We start from the raw sequence: 23,285 nt of genomic DNA, 5'->3' as shown, positions 1-23,285 counted from the left end.
GCACAGGCAGATCCCTACGTCCTGGTTTTAGCACTGCACAACGTATCTGCCCGATAGTGATATCGTCAGAAGTTACCTTGGCAACACCTTGATTCGATGGATGCCTGTATTTCCCTGAGTGGTCTCTCTCGATACCAGCAGGGCGGTAACTTATATTTGTGCAGGAGCCTCGCCATAACGAGATCGATAAAATGAGCCGCCAGTATAGAGAATGTTAACCATTCACAATGTTTATAATTTAGATGGTTTATCAACGGTTGATATACCACATTGTCTCTCTGCCAATAAAAGCCAGCGAAACCCATTAAAGAATGAAGTGAATAGACATCACGGGTATTGGTGTTAGTATTTCATTGATAGTACATATGAGTATGCGTGTTTCATTTACGGCCAGGAACGCTGATGATGACAACATTAGTACCCGTTTTTCGAGCATTTCCGTCATTCACTTTCCTTTACGGCGAGCGCCGCGCTGACGCCTGCATGCCGTCTGGCCATTTTCTTTTTTTCCTTCTTATCCCGGATGGAATATCCCGCTGAACATGTGTTCGGGGGTGTTGTGACACGCATTGTTGGCTAACAGGGATCACGGCGGGTCGGATATGGACAAAATAAAGCGTCATCTGGTGTGGTGGAGTGTTGGCATCCTGGTGGCAATAGCAGCCGTAGCGTGGTGGATGCTACGTCCTGCTGGCGTACCGGATGGCTTTGCCGCCAGCAACGGCAGAATTGAGGCAACAGAAGTCGATATTGCCACCAAAATCGCCGGTCGAATTGACACCATTCTGGTGTCGGAAGGGCAGTTTGTGCGCCAGGGCGAGGTGCTGGCGAAGATGGACACCCGCGTGTTGCAGGAACAGCGGCTGGAAGCCATCGCGCAAATCAAAGAGGCTGAAAGCGCGGTTGCCGCCGCGCGCGCCCTGCTGGAGCAACGCCAGAGCGAAACGCGCGCCGCCCAGTCGGTGGTGAAGCAGCGTGAAGCAGAGCTGGATTCGGTCTCCAAACGTCATGTGCGTTCCCGCTCGCTGTCGCAGCGCGGTGCGGTTTCCGCTCAACAGCTGGATGACGATCGCGCCGCTGCCGAAAGCGCTCGCGCCGCGCTGGAATCCGCCAAAGCCCAGGTCTCTGCGACGAAAGCGGCGATTGAAGCGGCCCGCACCAGCATTATTCAGGCGCAGACCCGCGTAGACGCGGCGCAGGCTACCGAGCGACGCATTGTGGCGGACATCGATGACAGTGAATTAAAAGCGCCGCGAGATGGCCGCGTCCAGTACCGCGTTGCCGAACCGGGAGAGGTGCTGTCTGCGGGCGGTCGGGTGCTGAATATGGTCGATCTCAGCGATGTCTACATGACCTTCTTCCTGCCGACCGAGCAGGCCGGCCTGCTGAAAATTGGCGGAGAAGCGCGCCTGGTGCTGGATGCCGCGCCCAGCCTGCGCATTCCGGCCACCATCAGTTTTGTCGCCAGCGTCGCGCAGTTCACGCCGAAAACCGTCGAAACCAGCGATGAACGGCTGAAGCTGATGTTCCGCGTGAAGGCGCGTATCCCGCCAGCGCTGTTACAGCAGCATCTGGAATACGTTAAAACCGGTTTGCCGGGTATGGCATGGGTGCGGCTGGATGAACAGCGCCCCTGGCCTGACGATCTGGCGGTGAGGCTGCCGCAATGACGAACCTGGCGCGTCTTCCCATTCCTCCCGTGGCGCACCTTGACGGCGTGAGTCAGCATTACGGGGCAACGGTGGCGCTGAACAACATCACGCTGGATATCCCCGCTCGCTGTATGGTGGGGCTGATTGGCCCGGATGGCGTCGGTAAGTCGAGCCTGCTGTCGCTTATCTCCGGCGCGCGCGTTATCGAGCAGGGCAATGTGCGGGTGCTGGGCGGCGACATGCGCGACGCGACGCACCGCCGCGATGTCTGCCCACGGATAGCCTGGATGCCGCAGGGGCTGGGAAAGAACCTCTACCATACGCTGTCGGTGTATGAGAACGTCGATTTCTTCGCGCGTCTCTTCGGGCATGATAAAGCGGAGCGTGAAGCGCGAATTACCGATCTGCTGAACAGCACCGGGCTGGCGCCGTTTCGCGATCGCCCGGCGGGGAAGCTCTCGGGCGGCATGAAACAAAAACTGGGGCTGTGCTGCGCGCTGATCCATGACCCGGAACTGCTGATTCTTGATGAGCCTACCACCGGGGTCGACCCGCTTTCCCGCGCCCAGTTCTGGGCGTTGATCGACAGCATTCGTCAGCGCCAGACTAACATGAGCGTGCTGGTCGCCACGGCCTATATGGAAGAAGCCGAGCGTTTCGACTGGCTGGTGGCGATGAACGCAGGTGAAGTGATGGCGACGGGCAGTGCGCAAGAACTGCGGGACAAAACCGGCAGCGCCACGCTGGAACAGGCGTTTATCGCCCTGTTGCCAGAGGCGCAGCGCCAGGCGCACAAACCCGTTGTTATCCCGCCTTATGATGCGACGCAGGAAGAGATAGCCATTGAGGCGAAAGATCTGACCATGCGGTTTGGCAATTTCGTCGCCGTCGATCACGTCAATTTCCGCATCCCGCGCGGAGAGATTTTTGGTTTTCTGGGATCGAACGGCTGCGGCAAGTCCACCACCATGAAAATGCTCACCGGGCTGCTGCCTGCCAGCGAAGGGGAAGCCTGGCTGTTCGGACAGTCGGTTGACCCGAAGGATATCGAAACCCGCCGCCGGGTGGGTTACATGTCGCAGGCGTTTTCACTCTACAGCGAGCTGACCGTGCGGCAAAACCTGGAGCTACATGCCCGCCTGTTCCACATCCCGGACGCAGAGATTCCGCAGCGTGTAGCGCAGATGAGCGAGCGTTTTATGCTCTCTGACGTCGAAGATATGCTGCCGGAGGCGCTGCCGCTCGGTATTCGCCAGCGCTTGTCGCTGGCGGTGGCGGTGATCCATCGCCCGGAAATGCTGATTCTGGATGAGCCGACCTCCGGCGTGGACCCGGTCGCCAGGGATATGTTCTGGCAGTTGATGGTGGATCTGTCGCGCCAGGATAAGGTGACCATTTTTATCTCCACCCACTTTATGAACGAAGCGGAACGCTGTGACCGTATGTCGCTGATGCACGCCGGAAAGGTGCTTGCCAGCGGCACGCCGCAGGAACTGGTAGAGCGGCGGGGCGCTGCCAGTCTTGAAGAGGCGTTTATCTCCTGGTTACAGGAAGCCGCAGGGCCAGCGCCAGTATCACCGCTGCCGACAACGGACGCGCCAGACGCGCATAAAACGAGTAAACCGCCGCGCCAGGGCTTTAGTCTGCGACGCCTGTTCAGCTACAGCCGCCGTGAAGCGCTGGAGCTGCGCCGCGATCCGGTGCGGTCAACGCTGGCCTTGCTGGGGACGGTCATTTTGATGTTGATCATGGGCTACGGTATCAGCATGGATGTGGAAAACCTGCGCTTTGCCGTGCTCGATCGCGATCGGACCGTCAGCAGCCAGGCCTGGTCGTTGAACCTGGCGGGGTCTCGCTATTTTATCGAGCAGCCGCCGCTCACCAGCTATGACGATCTTGACCGGCGTATGCGCTCGGGCGAGGTGGCGGTCGCGATAGAACTTCCGCCCAATTTTGGACGGGATATCGCCCGCGGCACGCCGGTGCAGATTGGCGTGTGGGTGGATGGCGCAATGCCCAGTCGCGCGGAAACGGTAAGGGGATACGTACAGGCGATGCACCAGAGCTGGCTACAGGATGTGGCGAGCCGTCAGCCGAATGCCAGCAGCCAGGGCGGGCTGATGACCATTGAAACGCGCTATCGCTACAACCCGGATGTGAAAAGCCTGCCAGCGATTGTGCCGGCGGTGATTCCGCTGCTGTTGATGATGATCCCGTCGATGCTCAGCGCCCTGAGCGTGGTGCGTGAAAAAGAGCTGGGATCGATTATCAACTTGTATGTGACGCCGACCACCCGCAGCGAATTTTTACTCGGTAAACAGTTGCCGTACATCGCGCTGGGGATGCTGAACTTCCTGTTGCTCTGCGCGCTGTCGGTGTTTGTTTTTGGCGTGCCGCATAAGGGCAGCTTCCTGACGCTCACCCTGGCGGCGCTGCTCTACGTCACCATCGCCACCGGAATGGGGCTGCTGATTTCGACGTTTATGAAAAGCCAGATCGCCGCGATTTTCGGCACCTCGATCATTACACTGATCCCGGCGACGCAGTTCTCCGGGATGATCGACCCGGTGGCGTCGCTGGAAGGGCCGGGGAGATGGATCGGCGAGATCTACCCGACCAGCCATTTTCTGACGATCGCGCGCGGTACGTTCTCGAAAGCGCTGGATCTGATGGATCTCTGGCCGCTGTTCGTGCCGTTGGCGATCGCCATTCCGCTGGTGATTGGCCTGAGCGTATTGCTGCTGAAAAAACAGGAGGGGTGATGCGCCGATTACGCAACATTTATAACCTCGGTATCAAAGAGCTACGCAGCCTGCTGGGGGATAAGGCAATGCTGACGCTGATTGTCTTTGCCTTCACGATTTCGGTGTACTCCTCCGCCACCGTTCTGCCGGGTTCGCTGCACCTTGCGCCAATCGCGATTGCCGATATGGACCAGTCTCAGCTGTCGAATCGCATTGTGAACAGCTTCTATCGCCCGTGGTTCCTGCCGCCGGAGATGATCACCGCCGATGAGATGGACGCCGGACTGGATGCCGGACGTTACACCTTTGCCGTCAATATTCCGCCCAATTTCCAACGGGATGTGCTGGCGGGGCGGCAGCCGGATATTCAGGTGAACGTCGATGCGACGCGCATGAGTCAGGCGTTTACCGGCAACAGCTATATCCAGAACATCATCAGCGGCGAGGTGAACAGCTTTGTGGCGCGTTACCGCGACAATAGCGAGCCGCTGGTCTCGCTGGAAACCCGGATGCGCTTCAACCCGAATCTGGACCCGGCATGGTTCGGCGGCGTAATGGCGATTATTAATAACATCACCATGCTGGCGATTGTGCTGACCGGCTCGGCGCTGATCCGCGAGCGGGAGCACGGGACGATTGAACACCTGCTGGTGATGCCGATCACCCCGTTTGAGATCATGATGGCGAAGGTCTGGTCGATGGGGCTGGTGGTGCTGGTGGTTTCCGGGCTGTCGCTGATGCTGATGGTGAAGGGGGCACTCGGCGTGCCGATTGAGGGCTCCATTCCGCTGTTTATGCTGGGTGTCGCGTTAAGCCTGTTCGCCACCACGTCTATCGGGATTTTTATGGGCACCCTGGCGCGTTCGATGCCGCAACTGGGGCTGCTGATGATTCTGGTGCTGCTGCCGTTGCAGATGCTCTCCGGCGGTTCCACGCCGCGTGAAAGTATGCCGCAGATGGTGCAGGACATCATGCTGACGATGCCAACTACTCACTTTGTCAGCCTCGCGCAGGCGATACTTTATCGCGGCGCCGGGTTTGGCATCGTCTGGCCGCAGTTTCTGACGCTGCTGGCGATCGGCAGCGCTTTCTTCCTGATAGCGCTACTGCGTTTCAGAAAGACGATTGGCACGATGGCGTAAACATTATTGCCGGATGGCGGCTACGCCTTATCCGGCCTACGAACTACCAACGGAAACGGACGTAGGCCGGGCAAGCGAAGCGCCCCCGGCAACGAAACAGGCAATCACTCTTCCTTCGGCAAACACTGCAAATGACCGTGGCGCACGCCGCGCTGGGCGATGACGTCATCGGCAAAATGCTGAACGTCGCCCATATCGCCTTTCAGTACGGCGATCTCCAGACAGTCGTCGTGATTAATGTGTACATGCAGCGTCGCCACCGACAAATCATGGTGATGATGCTGAGTGGAAACGATGCGGCTGGCTAAATCGCGTTTCTCATGCTCATAAACATACGAGAGCACCGCGAAACCCTGGGTGCCGTGCTCCTGCGTGGCCTCCTGCGCCAGCGCGCCGCGCAGAATGTCACGAATCGCTTCGGAGCGGTTGTTGTAACCCCGGCGCTGGCTCAGGCTATCCAGCGTTTCGAGTAAATCGTCATCGAGAGTAATAGTGACACGTTGCATCTGAATTAAACCTTTTCTGTTGCGCGACGGCGCACGGGAAATGCGGGAAGTACCGCATTTTGTAACACACGCCCGGCGTCAGAGGAAAAGGTTAATGTGTCACCTACGGTTCGCGTCTCAACAATCTGCCCTTCATCCATCACCATTACCCGGTGGCAAAAACGTTCCACCAGACGTAAATCGTGGGTGATAAACAGACAGGCGGTGCCGAACTGCTGTTGCAGCTTTTTGAGCAGACGAATGACGCCCGCCTGCAATACCAGATCGAGGTTGGAGACCGCTTCATCCAGAATCAGTAATTTGGGTTCGACCGCCAGCGCCCGCGCCAGGCAGACGCGCTGTAATTGCCCGCCGCTCAGCTGTGGCGGACGTTTATCCAGAAGTGTGTCGTCCAGATCCACCGCCCGCAGCATCTCGCTGGCGCGCGCGATTTGTTCGGCTCTGGAAAGCGACAGCAAATGGCGCATCGGTTCACGCAGGATCTCGCGTACGGTTTTACGCGGGTTTACCGCGCTGATTGAGTCCTGAAACACCATCTGGATATCACGGCGAAACGCTTTTTGTCTGGCCCGGTTAAGCGTGGAGAGCGGCTCGTCCCGCCAGCAGACGCGGCCCTGCGTCGGCGATTCCAGCCCGACCAGCAGGCGGGCAAGCGTGCTTTTCCCGCAGCCGCTACGCCCCAATAACGCCACGGTTTCGCCGCTTTTCAGGCTTAATGACACCTCTTTCAGCACCGTGTGATGCTGATGTTTGCCGCTGAGGTTAGCGTGCGCGTATTGATGGGAAATACCGCTTACCGTCAGTAACGTCATGAGGCTAACTCCATACCGTACAGCGCGAGATGCGCCGAAACCAGGTTACGCGTCACGCTATGCTGCGGGGTGCGGAATAACGTTTCCACGTCACCCAGTTCTACGATCTTGCCGTTGTCCATTACTGCCACATCGTCCGCCAGTCGCGCGACGACGCCCATATCATGAGTGACCAGCAGCATACCGGGCGCGCGGCTGCGCATAATGCTTTCCAGGAGATCGAGGATTCGTGCCTGGGCGACCACGTCCAGGTCGGTTGTTGGTTCGTCCGCGATGATGAACGGCGCGTCACACAGCAGTGCCATTGCAATCATCATGCGTTGCAGCATGCCGCCGCTCATCTCGAACGGGTAAAGCTTCAGTACCCGCGCGGCATTTTCCAGACCTACCGCCTCCAGTGCCGCGATAAGCGTGGCGTCATCCGCCGGTTTACCTGCCGCCAGGCAGGTTTCTTTTGCGTGGGCCGCCATCGTGTGCAGCGGATTAAAGGCGCTGCGCGGGTTCTGCATGATGGTCGCGACCTTAATTCCACGCAGCTTGCAGGGGGAAATCGGCTGACCATCGGCCAGAATGGCGCCCGCTGTCTGACGCACGCCTGCGGGCAGGATGCCCAGCGCCGCCGCGCAGGTCAGCGATTTACCGCTGCCGCTGCCGCCTACCAGCGCCAGTACGCGCCCACGCCTGAGCGCTAACGACACGCCGTGCACCAACGGTCTGTCTGCTTGCAACACAATGTTTTGTAATTCAATTTGTTGTGGCATCAGTGGGCATGCTCCGTCACCAGATGAGGGTCGAGGTGATCGCGCAGGGCGTCACCCACCATGTTAAAGGCCATCACGCTGATAAACAGCGCCAGTCCCGGCCAGAACATCTGTAGCGGCTGAGTCCAGATATACTGGCGCGCATCGTTAATCATTACGCCCCATTCCGGCGTTGGCGCAGTGACGCCGAGGCCGAGGAATGACATCCCGGCGACGTGCAGCATCATATGGCCGATATCCAGCGTCGCCAGCACGAGCAGGGAGGGAATTACCGCCCCGGCCAGGTGGTCGATAAACACGCGCACATGCCCGGCGCCGGAAAGGCGCGAGGCGAGCACAAATTCACGCTGGCGCAGGGAGATCACCAGGCTGCGCACCATCCGCGCATACCAGGCCCAGTGCGACAGGGCGATTGCGATGATGACGTTGGTCAACCCCGTCCCCAACACGCCCACGAGGAAAAAAGAGAGGATGGAGGTCGGGAACGTCATAAAGATATCCGCGACGCGCATGGTGAACTGATCGACGCGACCGCCCATCAGCCCGGCGCTGCCGCCGACGATCAGCCCCAGCGCTAACACCAGCAACAAACAGGCGATTACGGAACCGAGCGAGACGCGGGTTGCCGCCAGCAGGCGGGAGAAAATATCGCGCCCCAGATGGTCGGTGCCCAGCCAGTGCTGGCTGTCCGGCGACAGTAAACGTGACGGTAAATCAATCGCCTGCGGATCGTACGGCAACCACCACTGGCTGGTGAGCGCGATGATCGCCAGCAAAGCGATAATGAGGAGCGCCAGGCGCACCGGCCAGCGTGCAGAGAGAAAAAAATTCACGAATGCGCTCCTTCATGGCGACGAATGCGCGGGTCCAGCGCGGCGTTCAGTAGGTCAACAATCAGGTTACAGACCACGAAAACCACCACCATAATGAGCGTAAAGCACTGAATGACCGGGTAGTCGCGGTTAAAAATGGCTGACACCGCATAGCGCCCGACGCCCGGCCAGGCGAAGATGTTTTCGATAATCATCGTGCCGCCAATCAGTTCGCCAATGTGCATCCCGACGGCGGTAATCATGGGTAGCGACGCGTTACGCAGAATATGGCGGCGCTCGGTTTGTTTCGCGTTCAGGCCGCGCAGACGCGCCCATGTGACGTGGCGCTGCCCGGCGACTTCCAGCATGCTGGCGCGCAGCAGGCGGGCGTTAATCGCCAGCGACATAAACGCAATCGACACCGCAGGCAGAATGATGTGCTGCCAGCCGCCGTAGCCCATTGCCGGTAGCCACTTTAAATACACCGAGAAGAACATCACCAGCAGGAAGGCGAGCCAGAAGTTGGGCATTGATACGCCGAGAAACGCGATCAGCCGCACGATGAAGTCCGGCAGACGGTCACGATGGCGCGCCGCCCAGATCCCCAGCGGTACAGACGTGAGCAGGATCAGCACCAGCGCCGCGCCCGCCAGCTGTAGCGTGGCGGGCAGAAAGTTCAGTACGTCCTCCAGCACCGGGCGCTGAGTGGCGAAAGAGATGCCAAAATCCAGATGCAGCGCTTTCCACAGCCAGGAGCCGTACTGCACGACCAGCGGTTGATCCAACCCCAGCATAACCCGCGTGGAGGCGACCATCTCTGGCGTTGGCGGTAAGTTAGAGAGCCGCAGATAGTCGAGCGCCGGGTCGCCGGTGCCCATGCGCAGCATCAAAAAGATAATCACCGACGCGGCGAAAATCATCGGGATCAGCAGCAAAATGCGCCGCACAATATAACGCAGCATCAGGGTTTCACCGGGTTGATCTGTTCAAATGGGATCTCGGAGGTGATGGGCGCATAAGGAATTTTCCCCAGCTCGGGTTTCGCCACCACCATCATCGACATATAGCTGATGGGCAGATACACCGCATCGTTATGCAGACGCGTGAGGATGTCGCGATACAGAGACTTACGCTGCGCCTCATCGGTAGTGGTGAGCACCTCGCCAATTTCTTTATCAATTTGCGCTTTGTCCGGCAGCCCAAGCTGCGCCTGATAATCGGCGTGGGACGGTACGCGCATTGAGCTCATAAACGCATGCGGATCGTACGGCGCGCCCCAGGTGCGGGAGAAAATCATCCCGAAACGGCCATCGCGCATACGGGCATAAATACTGCTCTCTTCCTCGCCTACCAGCGACACATCGACGCCCACTTTGCGCATATCGGCCTGGATGATTTCCGCCATTGATTTGCTCAGCGCGTCGGTGCCGATATAGGCCAGCTCAACGTGCAGCGGCTGACCGGCTTTTTCACGAATGGTTTTCCCGGCAGGCAATGTCCAGCCCGCTTTTTCCAGCAGCGCATTAGCCTGTTGGGGATCGTACTGGCGTGGTTTCAGGCCAATGTCGGCGTAAGGCACGGAGGGGGCAAACAGCGTATCGGCGATCTGCTGGGTGCCGTACAGAGCATTATCGATCAGCGATTTTTTATTTACCGCATAGTTCAGCGCTTCACGCACCGCCAGCTCGTTGGTTGGCGCTTTGGCGGAGTTCAGCGCCAGCATGACGGTCTCAACCGGCGCGGAAAGCTGGGTACGGTATTCCGGCGTCTGGCTGAAACGGGCGAAGGTATCGAGCGGCAGCAGTCCTTCATTGCCATACAGCAGGTCAATATCGCCGGTCTCAAAGGCCACTGCGCGGGTCGTCGGGTCCGGGATCACTTTAATCGTTATCTGGCGGATCGCGGGTTTCTCGCCCCAGTAGTGGTCATTGCGTACCAGCACGTCGTACTGGTTGAGCTTCGACGCTTTCAGAACCCACGGCCCGGTTCCGACAGGCGCTTTAATGCCGTTCATCGTTTCGTTGTTTTTAAACTGGGACGGGGCGATAAAGCGGAAAGGACGCGGCAGGGCGAGTTCTTGCAGGAAAGGATAATAGGCGCTTTTCAGGGTGATTTGCAGTTCGGTTTTACTCAGCGCTTTGACGTCGGTGATTTGGTTCGTCAGCTCCAGCCAGGCATGGCGCTGGCGGTTATCAAGCACCGCGCGGAAGTTCTCTGCTGCGGCCTGGGCGTTAAACGCTTCGCCGTTAGAGAAGGTTACGTCATCGCGCAGCGTAAACACCCAGGTTTTGCCATCTGCCGAGTGGGTCCAGCTTTTTGCCAGCCAGGGTTTTACTGAACCATCCGCCTGATACTTCACCAGCGGTTCATACACCATGCTCTGGGCGAACATCTGGTTAGGCGTATAAAGGTGCGGGTTTAGCGGCCCTACGTTTACCGGCCATGCGGTGGTGATCTCGTCAGGTGCGGCGGCATGCGCGAGGAATGACGCACAGGCCAGCAGCGCAAAAAGTGTGCGGCGTAGTCTGGACAAAATGGTGGCCCCGATTAAAAAGAGGTACGACTAAATGAGTATGACGATTCTAAGGATTCATCATACTTTTGACGTGTTCTGGATCAATAGTTGGGCGGTCAAAGGGGGAAGGTATACGAAAATCATATGGTAGCGGCGGCGGAAGGGACACCGGGTGAGCCCCTTTTCCGCAATAAATTTACGCGATGGATTCCAGGCGCTGCACGCAATCGGCGGTTAGCGTGAACGGTGTCGGCGTGCAGACCGCCAGACTCAGGGTATCGAGCTGGCACTGGCTGACCGACAACGCCGAGTTGAGCGTGCTGTCCACGCTGACGATTTGCCAGGCGCTGCCGCCGCGCTGTTTTACGATAGCCTCTTTGCGCGTCCAGATGCGCCAGAACGCCGCCAGCTGTTGTTCGGGATGTTCGGCTTCCACTTCCGCATGTTCGCCAAGGCTGAACACCGCGTTGGCCAGCGACCGCCAGTTATCTCGCGGGCGGATCACTTCAATGTCGCAGCCGACTTCGCCCTCGTCGCTCAGCAGCAGGGCGATATCGTCCCCGCTATGACTCAGGTTAAACCAGAGCCGGGTGTCAGGAGAAAAAGCAGGTTTTCCCTGTTCGCCATACACAATCTCCGGCAATGGCGAAAGGGCATGGGAAAGCAGTACGCGACCGGCCAGCCAGCGCGCGCGGCGAGCGCCCTGCGGCGCCTGTGCGTACAGTGGCGACGGCAGCGCGCCTGTGCTCAGTGTCGAAACTTTTCCCAGAACAATCCGGTACATATCAGGGCCAACGTTTAATAATGATAGAAGTATTGATGCCGCCAAACGCAAAGTTGTTGCTTTGCAAAAATTCACAATCAATCTTGCGGGCTTCACCCATGATGTAATCCAGCGCGCCGCATTGGGTATCCGGCTGACTCAAGTTTAGCGTAGGTGCAAACCAACCTTCACGCATCATTTGCAGACTCATCCAGGCTTCCAGTGCCCCGCAGGCGCCAAGGGTATGCCCAAAGTAGCTTTTTAGCGAGGAGATCGGCACATTATCGCTATAAATTGCGGCCGTTGCCTGACTTTCTGCGATATCGCCCCGATCGGTCGCCGTGCCGTGGGCGGAAATGTACCCTATATCCCGTGCGCTTAAGCCTGCTATTTTCAGCGATTGTTCCATGCAAATCTGCATGGTTTCACGCTGTGGCTGGGTGATATGCGCGGCGTCGCAGTTAGTGGCAAAGCCGATGATTTCGCCGTAAATGGTCGCCCCTCGGGCTTTGGCATGTTCCAGCTCTTCGAGAATCAGCGTCCCTGCGCCTTCGCCAATTACCAGACCGTCGCGCTTTTCATCGAACGGAGAAGGCGTCGTTTTCGGTTCGTCATTGCGCTGGCTGGTGGCGAACAGCGTGTCAAAAACCGCCGCTTCAGACGGGCATAACTCTTCTGCGCCACCGGCGACCATCACCGTCTGATAGCCGTGACGAATCGCTTCCCAGGCATAACCAATCGCCTGACTGCCGGAGGTGCAGGCGCTGGATGTCGGGATCACGCGACCCCGCAGGCCAAAGAACAGCCCGGTATTGACGGCGGTGGTGTGCGGCATCATCTGCACGTAAGTGGTGCCGGTGATGTTGTTGGTGTGTTTTTCCGTCAGCATGGTGGCGAATTCGCTCACCGGGCCGGTACTGCCGGTAGAAGAACCATAGGCAATTCCGGTTTCGCCGTTGGTCAGCACCGCATCGTCGATAAGCCCTGCCTGCTCCAGCGCCAGTTCGGTGGCGCGGGTGGACATGAGCGACACGCGGCCCATCGCCCGAATACGCTTGCGGGTATAGTGTGCCGGTAGGGTGAAATCATCGACTGGCGCGCCAAGCAGCGTATGCAGTCCGTCATAAACCTGCCATTCCGGCATCTGGCGCACGGCGTTTTCGTAAGCTTTCAGTCTGGTGGAAACGTCCTGCCAGTTCTCGCCAAACGCGGTGACGCCGCCCATGCCTGTAATCACAACGCGACGCGTCATAACATCCCTCCATTGATGGATATGACCTGGCGGGTAACGTAACCCGCAATATCCGACATTAAATAACTGACCAGCCCTGCCACTTCATCTGCCTGGCCCATACGTTTCATTGGGATGATGGACATCGCCTCTTTCAGCGCGGCCTCTTCCATTGCGATCATGCCGGTGTCAATCAGCCCCGGCGCGATGCAGTTGACGGTGATTTTACGTTTTGCCAGCTCAATCGCCAGCGCTTTTGTCGCACCGATAATGCCCGCTTTTGCGGCGCTGTAGTTAACCTGACCACGGTTGCCCATCACGCCGGAAACGGATGACAGGGTAATGATCCGTCCACCCTGACGTGCGCTAATCATCGGCATGATGCACGGTTGAATCACATTGTAAAAGCTGTCGAGATTGGTGTGGATCACGGCATCCCAGTCGTCGTCGCTCAGCGCCGGAAAGGCGGCGTCGCGGGTGATCCCGGCGTTGCTGACTACGCCATACCACGGGCCATGCGCGTCGATATCCTGCTCCAGCACCTCGCGGCACTGCTCGCGACTGGCGACGTCAAAACTGAGCAGACGGCCTGCGCCGCCGACGGCGAGAATGGCGTCCAGCGTTTCTTGCGCGCCCTGTGCGTCACGGTGATAGTGAACCCCGACAACAAAGCCGTCAGCCGCCAGTTGACGGGCGATGGCGCGACCGATGCCTTTGCTGGCCCCGGTAACCAGAACGGAACGACTCATGTTGCAGCTCCCTGTTGAAATAGCGTGGTGAGTTCTTCCTGCGTGGGTTGGAACGTATTTACACGGCCTGTCGCCAGCGTGTCATCCCCCACGTCGATTGTGCATTCAAAGCTGCCGAAACGCTCATCCTGCATGAGTAATGTGGCCCTGATGGTCAGCGTTTCCCCGGCGGGGAGGGCGCCTGCGGCGCAGACGAGTTCACGCGCGCCGAGCACCATGCCCAAAGAGATGGCGCTCTGACCCTGTTGATGACGATGCCAGCCTGACCAGACACCGACGGTTTGCGCCATCAGTTCCAGCGCGAACCAGCCGGGCAGATTGCCCTGCGGGTCAAGAAACGGGGCCAGCACGCCGCCTGGCGCCACGGTGACGCGGCAGGCGGCGGACTCGTCCGTGACGCACTCGACGTCTTCGAGCAGCAACATGGGGGCGTCATGCGGCAGATACTCGCCGGGTGATAAATAGCGACTCATGAAACCCTCCCGAGCAGAATGCTGGCGTTGTTGCCGCCAAAGGCGAACGAGTTAGATAAGATCACCGGGCGTTCAAGCGCGCGCGGTTGTTCGATGATACCGCAGCGCGGCAACGCCGGGTCACGCGGCGAATCGCTGAAATCCTGCGGCGGCAGCGGCAAGTCGTGTTGCAGAATCAACATGCTGAGGGCGGCTTCGGTGATTCCTGCTGCGCCCAGCGTGTGCCCGGTCAGATGTTTGGTGGAGCTACAGGGCACATTCTCGCCAAACAGTTCACTCACGACTTTCGATTCGATCTGGTCGTTGAGCGGCGTGGCGGTGCCGTGCAGGTTGATATAACCCACCTGCGTCGGCGTGATGCCTGCGTCATCGAGCGCCTGGGTAATCGCGCGAATCGCGCCTTCACCTTGCGGATGCGGCGCGGAAATATGGTACGCGTCGCTGGACTCGCCGACGCCCAGCAGCGCGACAGGCTGCGGTTCGCGGGTCAGCAGCATCAGCGCGGCCCCTTCACCGATGGTAATGCCGCTGCGATCCCGGCCGAACGGCAGGCATCGTGTTGGAGAGAGCGACTCCAGGCTGTGGAAGCCGTTAATCGGCATCCGGCTTAAGGTGTCCGCGCCGCCGACAATCGCCACGTCCGCCAGACCGGCTTCGATCAGTCGGCGTCCGCTGATGATCGCTCTGGCGCTGGAGGAACAGGCGGTGGAAAGGGTGAACGCCGGGCCATCAAGCGCCAGCCAGTGGTTGAGAAAGCGCGACGGATCGCCCAGCTCCTGCTGCGGGTACTGCCAGGAGAGGCTTTCCTGGCCGTTTAGCGTCAGGTTGACATGGGCATCACCCTCGTCGAGGCCGGAGGTGCTGGTGCCGAGCACCACGGCGACGCGATCGCGGCCATACTGCGCGATGGCTTCATCCACCCGGGGCTGGATCTGCGCGAGCGCGGCCAGCAGCAGCTGATTGTTGCGCGAACGGTGAGCGGCAAAGTCATCGGGGATGGCGGGCAGTTCGCCGTCAACACCGGCGAGCACCGCCTGCGGATGCCCCTGTAGCCAGCCGGGGCGAGGGCGCATACCAGGCGCCACGCCGCGCGTCAGGTTCGTGGCGATCTCATCCGTATCGTTGCCCAGCGCGTTGATCATACCGATCGCAGAAATATAGATCATATCAGTCACCCAGATATTGAATGGTGATGTGGTATTTGAACACATGCTGCTCAATGCTGATCGGCTCGCGTTTGCCTTTGCGGTTCAGATAGATAATTTCCGTCACCAGCTTACCGCTGGCATTGCGCAGCTCGCGTTTGTCGCCGTTGTCGGTGAGCGTCCAGCCCGTCGGCAACTGCGGCTGCCAGGCGCTAATCGGCCAGTGGCTGAGCATTACGTCGGCCAGAACCTGGCTGGCGGGCGGCAGCTGCGGCACCACGATGGACTGCTCGGTGTGCAGCCCTTTCTCATCATAGGTGACCAGGAACAGGCGGATGCCAACCGACGACAGTCCGGCAAGGGTGATTTTTTGCTCGTCGGCATTGAGCATCACCAGCAGCGACTGGGTTTTGCCGTTAAAGCTGCCGGTGAGCAGTTGTTGCGAACTGACCGCCGGAGAGATGCCCGGCGCAGGCAGCGTGACGCGCGCGCCGGGTTCCAGCCACGCCTGCGGGCGGCCTTCCGGCGCTTTCTGCGAGTGGCTGCATCCGGTCAGAATGAGCGCCGCGGTCATCAGCAGAAACTGCCGGATGGCACTACGCTTATCCGGTCTGCGGTTTGTGCGCTGGCGTAGGCCGGATAAGGCAAAGCCGCCATCCGGCAAAAGGTGTCTCAACCAGTGCGCTGTTTGTTTGATCATCTTCTTTTTTTCTCTTTTTTACCGGGCATTGCCAGAGGCGATAACAGAAATGCGGTGAAAATCCCGCTGACCAGTACGATACCGAAACTGCTGATGGCCTGGGTGGCGCTAAAGACCAGCATGCCGAGGGTCAGCAGCGTGGTCATCATCGCCAGCGTAATCGCCAGCAGCGAGGTCAACGGCGTTCCGCGTGGGTTGCTGAAAAACAGCGTATAGTTGATGCCAATCCCCAGCACCAGCACCAGCGCTAATAGCGAGAACAGATTGACCGCATGGCCGCTCAATGTCAGCGCCGCCAGACCGCAGCCCAGCGACAGCACTGACGGCACCAGGCTTACCAGCCCTTTGCGCCAGCCAAGCCTGATCATCGCGCCGCAGGCAATGACCGCCAGCGCCACAAACAGCAGTCCCGTCAGCACATTGCGATAGAGGGCGAACAGCGTGTCGAAGGTGCTTTTTCGGTCAACCCACGCCACGCCGGAATATTGCGTGGCGAGGGCGTTCAGCGCGGCGCTCCGCTTCACGCCGTCTACCGGCACCAGCACGCCGCTTTCGCCATTCTCCCGCGTCAGCCACAGCAGCCGCCAGCCTTCGCTGGCCGGGCTGGCAAGCCAGGCGTCCACCGTTACCGGCATGGCGTTCAGATCCGGGTTAACCGTGGAAAGCCCGGCATTCTGTAGCGCGCGGCTCACCGCCGGAGCGGCGTTTTTCAATAGCTTCAGATCCTGCTGCTGACGGGCGAGCGAGTTGATCGGAAGCGTGCGATAGCCGCTGAGCAGCCCGTCACGTTTTGCCTGTTCCAGCGCTGGGGTAAAGGCTTCCAGCCGCTCCAGCGTTTGCTGTGCGGACTGACCGTAAACCACAAACCATTTCTGATCGACGCTCTGCCCGGTCAGGGCAGTGATCGCTTTTTCCTGCGCCAGAATCTGCTGTGGCAGCGCCTGTAGCTGTGAAATATCGTCATCCACATGCAGCGTTGCGATGCCCGCCAGAGAGAAGATCGCCAGCGCCACGGGCAGGCCGATGGACAGTTTTTTATTGCGCCGCCACGCCGCCAGCCAGCGCAACATCAGCACCATTGCCGGAACGGGGCGCACAGGCAGCCCGCGACACAGCCACGGATGCCAGAAAATGACCGTCAGGCAGGAGGCGCTTAATCCCACGGCGGCAAATACCGCCATCTGGCGAATGCCGGGGAAAGGAGCGAGCATCATGATCAGATACGCCGCGACGGTGGTCAGCAGCGCCAGCAGCAGGGCGTTACGCACTTTGGCGAGGCTCTGCCACGGCGACGCGTCGTTGCCGTGCACCATGCGCTCGGTCAGGTAATAAAGCGTATAGTCGGCCGAAATGCCGATGATGCTCATGCTCATCACCAGCGTCATCAAGTGCAGCTCGCCAAAAATCAGCAGGGTGACGACGGTTCCGGCCAGCGCGCCGACGCCAATTGATATCAGGCACAGCAGCAGCGGGCGCAGCGAGCGAAAGACCGCCACGATCAGCAGAATCACGCCCAGAACCGTCGCCACGCCAAGGGTGGAGATATCCTGTTTCGCCTGCTGGCTGGCGTAATCACTGTAAAAAACCGTACCGCGCGACAGCAGCTGCGCCTGCGGATAACGCGTTTTTAGTTCACCTTCCAGCGCGCTGAGCGTGGTGACGAGCTGGTGCGTCTGCTGCATATCAAACGACGAACCGGACAGCTCGCCGTGCAGCAGATACCAGTAGTGCCCCTGCTCATCCTGAGTGACCAGCCAGCCGTCCATCAGCCGCAGACGCTGGCCGTTTTTCGCCATCGCCAGCTGCGAACCGCGCATCAGCATCAGCGGATCGTTTTGCAGCTCTTTACCGCTCACCCCGGAGAAGGCGGAATACAGCTGAGACAGAATCCACTGCGCCTGCGCGTCGCCGCCGTTTTGCAGACGAGCGCGGGTGGCCTCATCGATCAGGCCGTTGCGATGCTGCCAGAAAAAGGCGCCCCATGCCTGCTGGCTGTCGGCGTCCATCGGGCCTTTGACGTCCGCCAGCGCGTGGGATTTTTGCAACAGCGCGAGCCAGTCGCGCGCCACCTGCGGATCGGCCTGTTTACCCGGGCTTACCAGCCAGACCAGCTGTTGGTCGAGGCGCTGCATGAAACCGTCGTTCAGGCCAGGCGGAATGTTCCCTAAAGCCTGTTTTGGCAGCATTGCCAGCACGCTGCTGTTCAGCCGTGACTGGGGCAGCAGCGTCAGCAATGCGCCCAACATAATCAGGCAGGCGACACCCCATAGCAGCGCGAGGCTTTTACGGTTATTGCGCGGTAAAACGTTGGCGTTCGTCATCGGTCAGTTGAGCGGGCGTCAGTTGGTGTTGAGTGAGTGCGATATCCGTGCGATCGCCTTGTTTATCATTCAGTTGGATTGACTCCAGATACGTTTGTCCGGCCAGGTCAATCGTGGCGAAAATCTTGTCCAGCGGCGTGGTGATCGGCGTCAGTCGCAGCGCCCAGCGTCCCTCGCCTTTATCGGCGAAATCAACGCGGAAGTTCTGCTCCAGCACGCTGCGGTCAGCCTGGAACAGCGCGCGCAGCAGGTGATTAAACTGGAACATCTGCGGGTTGTTTTCGGCGGTGATGACCTGCGGCGGCTGGCCGTTGATCACCTGCACCATCCGTTTGTCGTCCAGCAGCAGCTGCATCGGAAACGGGGCGGTTTGATCCCACAGTAGCCCCTGGTCGCGAGCGATCAGCATCCTGCCCTGGGATCGCAGCGGCTGCGGCAGATCCTTAATCGTCCGGGTTTGATCGAAGTGGGCGCGGACAACCGGCTGTTCGGTAAAGCGCTGTTGCAGATCGTCGAGCGTCAGAGCGCTCACGAACGGGCTGATGATCAGCGCCAGCAGCGGCAGGAATCTCATGGCGTTACCCCCATACGTTCAAACAAAATATCCGGGCTGACGAAGCACATCTCGCGGCTTTTCTCTTCTACCGCCACCTGGATGGTGTAACCCGTCGTGGCGCGTTTTCCCGTCTGCGCATCAAAAATTTCGTAGCCGATGCGCAGGCGGTTTTCGTACTCTTCAATACGGGCGCGCACCCGAATGCGTTGTTCGAATGTCAGCGCGTTGCGGTACTTCACGCGGGTATCGACCACGGGCCACAGGTAGCCGGACGCTTTCATCTGGCGGTAGCCATAGTCGAACTGGTTGAGCAGCGTCTCACGGGCAATCTCGAAGTAGCGGAAATAGTTGCCGTGCCACGCAACGCCCATCATATCGACGTCGTGGAACGGAATGGTCAGCTCTACTTCAGCAGTAAAACGGGGATCGTTAAGCACCCTTTACTCCTTGTTTTTGGCATCCGGCAGTTGCCAGAAATCGAAAAAATTAAACCAGTCGAGCGGCGACTGTAGCGCGTAGTGCTCAAGGCGTTCGGCGTAGCGGTCGATGGCCTGCTGTAATGCCTGCTGGCGTTCGGCGCGCGGCAACAGCAGCGGGTCGGCGAACGGTTCACAGTGGATATGCCGTTTCCCGTTCTGGCGCAGAGCGAAAATAAGCTGAACCGGGCAGCGCAGGATGGAGGCCAGAATAAATGGCCCCTGCGGAAACGGCGCGGGCTGGCCCATAAAACGGCTCCAGCAGACGCGCCACTCGCCGCCACGCTGTGGGTTAACCGCAATACGGTCGCCAACAATGGCGATCCACTCGCCGCGTTCCAGCTTCTCTTTCAGCAGGATGGCGGTGTCCGGGCCGATGTCGGTGACGGGCATCAGGTTCAGCCCGGCCTGCGGCGCCATCTCGTCCATGATCTGTTTAAAACGTTGGGCATTGTCGCTGAACACCAGAGCGTTGATGGTTTTGCTGCCCTGCAATTGCGCCAGCGCGCGGCAGGCTTCGACATCGCCCAGATGCGAGGCCAGCAGCAGTTTGCCCGTTGGCGCCGTGATGTTGAGCGTCGCTTCTGCGCCCGGCGCAAAGACCACATCGCGGCCAAACTGTAGCTCCCCGCGCCAGCTGGCGATTTTATCCAGCATCGCCTCGCCAAAACGCAGAAAGTGGTGGAAGCTGGTCAGCCGGGACGGAACGGGGCGCTGGCGTGACGTCAGTTGCGTTCGCACACGGGTCAGCCAGTGTTGCGACGCGTTGCGGGCATGCGCTGCCGTCAGCCAGTAGACGCCGACCACCGGATAAAGCAGCAGCGAGAACGCCTTACGCCCAAGCAGACGCCAGACCAGCAGCATCAGACGCATTCCCCACAGCCCTTTAACTTCCTGCTGGCGCGCCCAGTGCGGCGACGAGCGGCGAAACAGCAAAGACGGGATGCGCGGCAGCATGCCGAAGAACAAGCGGGTGTGCATCAGTGAAATTCGGCAGTTGTCTTTTAGCGCGTCAAAATGGGACAGCCCGTCCAGCGGATAGGTAACGCGGGTCGGGACAAAATAGCTGGTGTTGCCCTGCCAGTAGAGGCGCACCATGACTTCGGTGTCGAAGTCCATCCGTTTGCCGAGCGTGACGCGCTGCGCCAGTTGCAGCACAGGGGCGACCGGATACACGCGAAACCCGCACATGCTGTCTTTCAGCTGGAACGAAAGCGTTTCAATCCATACCCAGACGTGGGTTATCCAGCGACCGTACAGGCGCGAACGGGGAATGGAATCGTCATAGATCGGCTGCCCGGAGATCAGCGCGGCTGGGTTTTCCTGCGCCAGTTCGAGCAGCTTCGGAATATCTTCAATGGCATGTTGGCCGTCGGCGTCCACCTGCACCGCGTGGGTAAATCCCGCGTCTGAGGCTGCCTGTAGCCCACGAATCACCGCGGCGCCTTTGCCCGCGTTTTCCGGCTGGCGGATCAGCGTCAGGTTCGGTTCCTGAGCCGCCAGCTGTGCTAATCGCCGACGTGTTGTTTCGTCACTGCCGTCATCCACCACAATGCAGGGCAGATTAAACGGCTGTAGCCGCGCCAGCACCCGCGCCATCATCGCGCCGTGGTTGTAGCAGGGGATGAGTACGCAGGGAGTGAAGGTCAACGGCATAACCGGATCTTCCCGCTGCTGGCGGTATGCCGCGCGTCGCCATCGTGGCGCTGATAGCTAAACGTCAGGAGCTGGCGGGTTTCCTGCCAGCTCAGGGTCAGCGTCACCGTGGTTTCAGGCAGCAGCGGCGCCTGGAATTTGACGTTCTGGATGCTGTGAAAACGCCAGCCGGGCGTGAGCAGCGTGGTGGCGTAATGCATCACCCAGTCCAGCTGCGCGACGCCGGGCAACAGCGGTTGCACGGTAAAGTGGCCGCTGAACCAGAACAGGGAAGGGTCGAGATGCAGGACGATCTCAAGCTGTTGGGGTTGTGCCTGATGGCGCTCAATTTCATGGGGTATCATGAAATAACTCCTGTAATTGCGCATAGACACGCTTGTTCATACTGTTGACCGGGATCTCGTCGATCACGCGCCAGTAGCGAGGTACGGCAACCGGCTCCAGCCACGGCAGCAGCGAGCGACGCCAGGTCAGCTCCTGGGCTTTGCCGCCGCAGCGCTGCCATTGTTGGCGGGTTTCGTCATCCAGCACCAGCAGAACGCCAATGCCCTGACGACCGCCGCGTGAAACAGGCAGCGCGACCGCCTCGCGGATGCCCTTCAGCTCCAGCAGCCGCTGTTCAACTTCGCTGAGCGAGATCCGTTTCTCTTCAATTTTGACGACGCGCCCCCGGCGTCCCATCAGGCGGAACTGGCCGTTCTCATCAAACTGGAGGATATCGTCGAGCAACAGGCCGTCCTGCTGCACGATCAGCGGCGAAAAGGCGCGAAATGCTTCGCCCTCCGGCTGGAAATGTACGCCGGGGAAGGGGAGCCAGGCGATCTCCTCCTGCTGGCGGTAGCGCCAGGCGAGAATGCCGGTTTCGGTGCTGCCATAGATTTCATCCGGCCAGATATTGAGCCAGGCGGCAGTTTGCGTGACATCGCCCCAGGGCAGCATACCGCCTGCGGAAAGGATCATGTTGACCGGCGGCGGCGTGAGCCGGTGGTCGAGGCGTTTCAGGAACGCCGGACTGCTGATAAACGCATAGCGGTGGTCGTGGCTTAGCGCGGCAAGCTGCTCTGCGTAGTAGAGCATTGCGGCATGAAGCGGCAGGCCGAGCGCCATCGGCAGGAAAATACGGAAAGTCAGACCGTACAGATGCTGAGGAACGACTGACGCCACGACGCGACAGCCTGCCAGGCGGTCGGCAAAACGCATCGCCAGCAGTTCGGCCTCGCAATCCAGCCGCGCGATGGGTTTGATGATGCGCTTGGGCTGACCGGTGGAGCCAGAGGTAAACAATTCAACGAAGGCATCGGCGGCAATATCGTCGAATGTGAAGGCTTCTGCGCTGAACTGTCGTGATGTATTGACCACCAGCAGCGGGCCGTGCCAGCCAGACGTCTTATCGCTGAGCACGCCGTTGAACAGCGCGCGCTGCTCATCCAGCAGAGAGACGCGGTTATGCCCCGGAATAACGGGCGTTTTTCCGCTATGCAGCGTTGCCAGCAGCGCAACAATAAACAGATAGCTGTTCTCAAAACACAGCGCCCAGCGCTCGCCCTCCTGCTGTTGCAGGTGTTTCACCAGCTGCGCGACGTCATGGCGCAGGTGGCCCAGCGTCCAGGTGTCCTCACCCAGCCAGGCAACAGGCGTTTCATCCGGGCGTGGCGCGGTGAGCCAGCGGGAGAGCGGAAGGGTCTGCTTCATTGTGTTTCTCGTTTAATCACCTGGCGGCGCACCAGCCACTCGCCCGCCATCAACGCGCCCATCAGCAGATAGGCAATCATGCCGTTCCAGGCGGTCCATAGCGCCATGTCGCCGTGTAGCGCGGTAAAGAGCGCAATACCGCCGTTGCCGATGAAAAAGGCGCACCAGATTTGTGTTACGCGACGGGTGTAGCGCACTGCGGCTTCCGGCAGCGCAGGTTCACGCAGTCGCGCCAGACGTTCGACAATCGGCATGGATGTCCACAGCGAGCCGCCAAAAACGGCAAGCATGACGCCGTTAACAACGACCGGGTAAAACAGCAGCAGTTGATGTGTTTTAAGCAGATAGCTGGCGACGCAAAGCGCTATGCCCGCCACCGCCGCCACCTGAGTGACGACGCGCAGCGGCCCCGCCTGTCGCCGGGTCTGACGAAAGCGTAAAAAGAGCAGCAACGCCATCAGCGGCAGCAGCCAGTGGAGGCTGTTATGCGTCAGCCCAAACCAGATCAAAAATGGCCAGGCCAGCAGCATCAGGCCGGTCAGCAACTGAATACCCATACGCGCGTGAGCGCCTGACATG

The 23,285-nt window shown here is 59.6% G+C and carries 22 protein-coding genes and 1 riboswitch; of the genes, 3 read left to right on the top strand and 19 right to left on the bottom strand.

Annotation, left to right across the window (positions count from 1 at the left end; translation table 11 throughout):
* Nucleotides 1–5 precede the first annotated feature (5 nt).
* Nucleotides 6–189: riboswitch (M-box (ykoK) riboswitch) on the bottom strand.
* Between the two features lie 413 nt (nt 190–602).
* Genes OGX80_RS06320 through OGX80_RS06310 form a run of 3 tightly spaced genes read left to right on the top strand, consistent with a single transcriptional unit; the run spans nt 603 to nt 5,538 of the window.
* Entirely contained in the window at nt 603–1,670 is a 1,068-nt protein-coding gene (locus tag OGX80_RS06320; protein ID WP_012135621.1) for an HlyD family secretion protein, read from the top strand.
* Entirely contained in the window at nt 1,667–4,414 is a 2,748-nt protein-coding gene (gene rbbA, locus OGX80_RS06315; protein WP_012135620.1) for a ribosome-associated ATPase/putative transporter RbbA, read from the top strand. Before OGX80_RS06320 ends, rbbA begins: the two co-directional genes overlap by 4 nt.
* Nucleotides 4,414–5,538: an ABC transporter permease gene (locus OGX80_RS06310; protein ID WP_049011518.1), complete on the top strand. Its 1,125-nt coding sequence runs from the start codon at nt 4,414–4,416 to the stop codon at nt 5,536–5,538. The genes rbbA and OGX80_RS06310 overlap by 1 nt, the downstream gene beginning before the upstream one ends.
* Before the next feature lie 104 nt (nt 5,539–5,642).
* Here OGX80_RS06310 and nikR read toward each other — a convergent pair whose 3' ends face one another.
* From nikR to OGX80_RS06215, 19 genes are all read right to left on the bottom strand, one after another.
* Nucleotides 5,643–6,044 carry a nickel-responsive transcriptional regulator NikR gene (nikR, locus tag OGX80_RS06305; protein ID WP_012135616.1) on the bottom strand — a complete coding sequence of 134 codons (402 nt, stop codon included), beginning with the start codon at nt 6,042–6,044 and terminating at the stop codon, nt 5,643–5,645.
* A 5-nt stretch (nt 6,045–6,049) separates the two neighbouring features.
* Nucleotides 6,050–6,856 (bottom strand): nickel import ATP-binding protein NikE, encoded by an 807-nt coding sequence (gene nikE, locus OGX80_RS06300; RefSeq protein ID WP_049011517.1) that lies wholly within the window; start codon nt 6,854–6,856, stop codon nt 6,050–6,052.
* The gene (nikD, locus tag OGX80_RS06295; protein WP_115181015.1) at nt 6,853–7,617 is read right to left on the bottom strand and encodes a nickel import ATP-binding protein NikD; all 765 of its coding nucleotides are present in this window, start codon (nt 7,615–7,617) and stop codon (nt 6,853–6,855) included. Before nikD ends, nikE begins: the two co-directional genes overlap by 4 nt.
* Nucleotides 7,617–8,450, bottom strand: coding sequence for a nickel ABC transporter permease subunit NikC (gene nikC, locus OGX80_RS06290; protein WP_012135613.1), 834 nt, complete (start codon nt 8,448–8,450; stop codon nt 7,617–7,619). Before nikC ends, nikD begins: the two co-directional genes overlap by 1 nt.
* A complete protein-coding gene (gene nikB / locus OGX80_RS06285; protein ID WP_012135612.1) occupies nt 8,447–9,391 on the bottom strand; it encodes a nickel ABC transporter permease subunit NikB in 945 nt (314 codons plus the stop codon). Before nikB ends, nikC begins: the two co-directional genes overlap by 4 nt.
* Complete coding sequence (gene nikA, locus OGX80_RS06280; protein ID WP_114848084.1) at nt 9,391–10,965, bottom strand: nickel ABC transporter substrate-binding protein; 1,575 nt, start codon at nt 10,963–10,965, stop codon at nt 9,391–9,393. Before nikA ends, nikB begins: the two co-directional genes overlap by 1 nt.
* A gap of 175 nt (nt 10,966–11,140) precedes the next feature.
* Entirely contained in the window at nt 11,141–11,728 is a 588-nt protein-coding gene (gene acpT, locus OGX80_RS06275) for a 4'-phosphopantetheinyl transferase AcpT (protein WP_115181016.1), read from the bottom strand.
* Between the two features lies 1 nt (nt 11,729).
* On the bottom strand, nt 11,730–12,959 hold the full coding sequence (locus OGX80_RS06270) for a beta-ketoacyl-ACP synthase (protein ID WP_058668238.1): 1,230 nt from the start codon (nt 12,957–12,959) through the stop codon (nt 11,730–11,732).
* Entirely contained in the window at nt 12,956–13,687 is a 732-nt protein-coding gene (locus tag OGX80_RS06265) for a 3-ketoacyl-ACP reductase FabG2 (RefSeq protein WP_115181017.1), read from the bottom strand. The genes OGX80_RS06270 and OGX80_RS06265 overlap by 4 nt, the downstream gene beginning before the upstream one ends.
* Complete coding sequence (locus OGX80_RS06260) at nt 13,684–14,160, bottom strand: hotdog family protein (RefSeq protein WP_023285755.1); 477 nt, start codon at nt 14,158–14,160, stop codon at nt 13,684–13,686. Before OGX80_RS06260 ends, OGX80_RS06265 begins: the two co-directional genes overlap by 4 nt.
* Entirely contained in the window at nt 14,157–15,326 is a 1,170-nt protein-coding gene (locus OGX80_RS06255; protein ID WP_115181018.1) for a beta-ketoacyl-[acyl-carrier-protein] synthase family protein, read from the bottom strand. Before OGX80_RS06255 ends, OGX80_RS06260 begins: the two co-directional genes overlap by 4 nt.
* 1 nt (nt 15,327) lies before the next feature.
* Nucleotides 15,328–15,879: a DUF3261 domain-containing protein gene (locus tag OGX80_RS06250; protein WP_096753934.1), complete on the bottom strand. Its 552-nt coding sequence runs from the start codon at nt 15,877–15,879 to the stop codon at nt 15,328–15,330.
* A 122-nt stretch (nt 15,880–16,001) separates the two neighbouring features.
* On the bottom strand, nt 16,002–18,326 hold the full coding sequence (locus OGX80_RS06245; protein ID WP_115181019.1) for an MMPL family transporter: 2,325 nt from the start codon (nt 18,324–18,326) through the stop codon (nt 16,002–16,004).
* Nucleotides 18,295–18,900, bottom strand: coding sequence for a LolA family protein (locus OGX80_RS06240; protein WP_047460500.1), 606 nt, complete (start codon nt 18,898–18,900; stop codon nt 18,295–18,297). Before OGX80_RS06240 ends, OGX80_RS06245 begins: the two co-directional genes overlap by 32 nt.
* Nucleotides 18,897–19,319, bottom strand: coding sequence for an acyl-CoA thioesterase (locus tag OGX80_RS06235; RefSeq protein WP_115181020.1), 423 nt, complete (start codon nt 19,317–19,319; stop codon nt 18,897–18,899). Before OGX80_RS06235 ends, OGX80_RS06240 begins: the two co-directional genes overlap by 4 nt.
* A 3-nt stretch (nt 19,320–19,322) precedes the next feature.
* Nucleotides 19,323–21,014 carry a glycosyltransferase family 2 protein gene (locus tag OGX80_RS06230; RefSeq protein ID WP_115181021.1) on the bottom strand — a complete coding sequence of 564 codons (1,692 nt, stop codon included), beginning with the start codon at nt 21,012–21,014 and terminating at the stop codon, nt 19,323–19,325.
* Nucleotides 21,005–21,358 (bottom strand): ApeI family dehydratase, encoded by a 354-nt coding sequence (locus OGX80_RS06225; protein WP_049011356.1) that lies wholly within the window; start codon nt 21,356–21,358, stop codon nt 21,005–21,007. The genes OGX80_RS06230 and OGX80_RS06225 overlap by 10 nt, the downstream gene beginning before the upstream one ends.
* Nucleotides 21,345–22,706 carry a class I adenylate-forming enzyme family protein gene (locus tag OGX80_RS06220; RefSeq protein WP_110493695.1) on the bottom strand — a complete coding sequence of 454 codons (1,362 nt, stop codon included), beginning with the start codon at nt 22,704–22,706 and terminating at the stop codon, nt 21,345–21,347. Before OGX80_RS06220 ends, OGX80_RS06225 begins: the two co-directional genes overlap by 14 nt.
* On the bottom strand, nt 22,703–23,284 hold the full coding sequence (locus OGX80_RS06215; protein ID WP_024131036.1) for a COG4648 family protein: 582 nt from the start codon (nt 23,282–23,284) through the stop codon (nt 22,703–22,705). Before OGX80_RS06215 ends, OGX80_RS06220 begins: the two co-directional genes overlap by 4 nt.
* Nucleotide 23,285: the final 1 nt, after the last annotated feature.

It is taken from the genome of Citrobacter sp. CK194, assembly GCF_030333395.1.
Lineage (GTDB): Bacteria > Pseudomonadota > Gammaproteobacteria > Enterobacterales > Enterobacteriaceae > Citrobacter_B > Citrobacter_B koseri.
Note: the sequence above shows the minus strand (reverse complement) of the source record. Positions and strands in the feature narration are given on the sequence as shown.

What these genes read in the sequence shown, in the direction of transcription:
- OGX80_RS06320 (WP_012135621.1), top strand. Translation starts at nt 603, where the DNA reads ATGGACAAAATAAAGCGTCATCTGGTGTGGTGGAGTGTTGGCATCCTG.
- rbbA (WP_012135620.1), top strand. Translation starts at nt 1,667, where the DNA reads ATGACGAACCTGGCGCGTCTTCCCATTCCTCCCGTGGCGCACCTTGAC.
- OGX80_RS06310 (WP_049011518.1), top strand. Translation starts at nt 4,414, where the DNA reads ATGCGCCGATTACGCAACATTTATAACCTCGGTATCAAAGAGCTACGC.
- nikR (WP_012135616.1), bottom strand. Translation starts at nt 6,044, where the DNA reads ATGCAACGTGTCACTATTACTCTCGATGACGATTTACTCGAAACGCTG.
- nikE (WP_049011517.1), bottom strand. Translation starts at nt 6,856, where the DNA reads ATGACGTTACTGACGGTAAGCGGTATTTCCCATCAATACGCGCACGCT.
- nikD (WP_115181015.1), bottom strand. Translation starts at nt 7,617, where the DNA reads ATGCCACAACAAATTGAATTACAAAACATTGTGTTGCAAGCAGACAGA.
- nikB (WP_012135612.1), bottom strand. Translation starts at nt 9,391, where the DNA reads ATGCTGCGTTATATTGTGCGGCGCATTTTGCTGCTGATCCCGATGATT.
- acpT (WP_115181016.1), bottom strand. Translation starts at nt 11,728, where the DNA reads ATGTACCGGATTGTTCTGGGAAAAGTTTCGACACTGAGCACAGGCGCG.
- OGX80_RS06270 (WP_058668238.1), bottom strand. Translation starts at nt 12,959, where the DNA reads ATGACGCGTCGCGTTGTGATTACAGGCATGGGCGGCGTCACCGCGTTT.
- OGX80_RS06265 (WP_115181017.1), bottom strand. Translation starts at nt 13,687, where the DNA reads ATGAGTCGTTCCGTTCTGGTTACCGGGGCCAGCAAAGGCATCGGTCGC.
- OGX80_RS06260 (WP_023285755.1), bottom strand. Translation starts at nt 14,160, where the DNA reads ATGAGTCGCTATTTATCACCCGGCGAGTATCTGCCGCATGACGCCCCC.
- OGX80_RS06255 (WP_115181018.1), bottom strand. Translation starts at nt 15,326, where the DNA reads ATGATCTATATTTCTGCGATCGGTATGATCAACGCGCTGGGCAACGAT.
- OGX80_RS06250 (WP_096753934.1), bottom strand. Translation starts at nt 15,879, where the DNA reads ATGACCGCGGCGCTCATTCTGACCGGATGCAGCCACTCGCAGAAAGCG.
- OGX80_RS06245 (WP_115181019.1), bottom strand. Translation starts at nt 18,326, where the DNA reads ATGACGAACGCCAACGTTTTACCGCGCAATAACCGTAAAAGCCTCGCG.
- OGX80_RS06240 (WP_047460500.1), bottom strand. Translation starts at nt 18,900, where the DNA reads ATGAGATTCCTGCCGCTGCTGGCGCTGATCATCAGCCCGTTCGTGAGC.
- OGX80_RS06230 (WP_115181021.1), bottom strand. Translation starts at nt 21,014, where the DNA reads ATGCCGTTGACCTTCACTCCCTGCGTACTCATCCCCTGCTACAACCAC.
- OGX80_RS06225 (WP_049011356.1), bottom strand. Translation starts at nt 21,358, where the DNA reads ATGATACCCCATGAAATTGAGCGCCATCAGGCACAACCCCAACAGCTT.
- OGX80_RS06220 (WP_110493695.1), bottom strand. Translation starts at nt 22,706, where the DNA reads ATGAAGCAGACCCTTCCGCTCTCCCGCTGGCTCACCGCGCCACGCCCG.
- OGX80_RS06215 (WP_024131036.1), bottom strand. Translation starts at nt 23,284, where the DNA reads ATGTCAGGCGCTCACGCGCGTATGGGTATTCAGTTGCTGACCGGCCTG.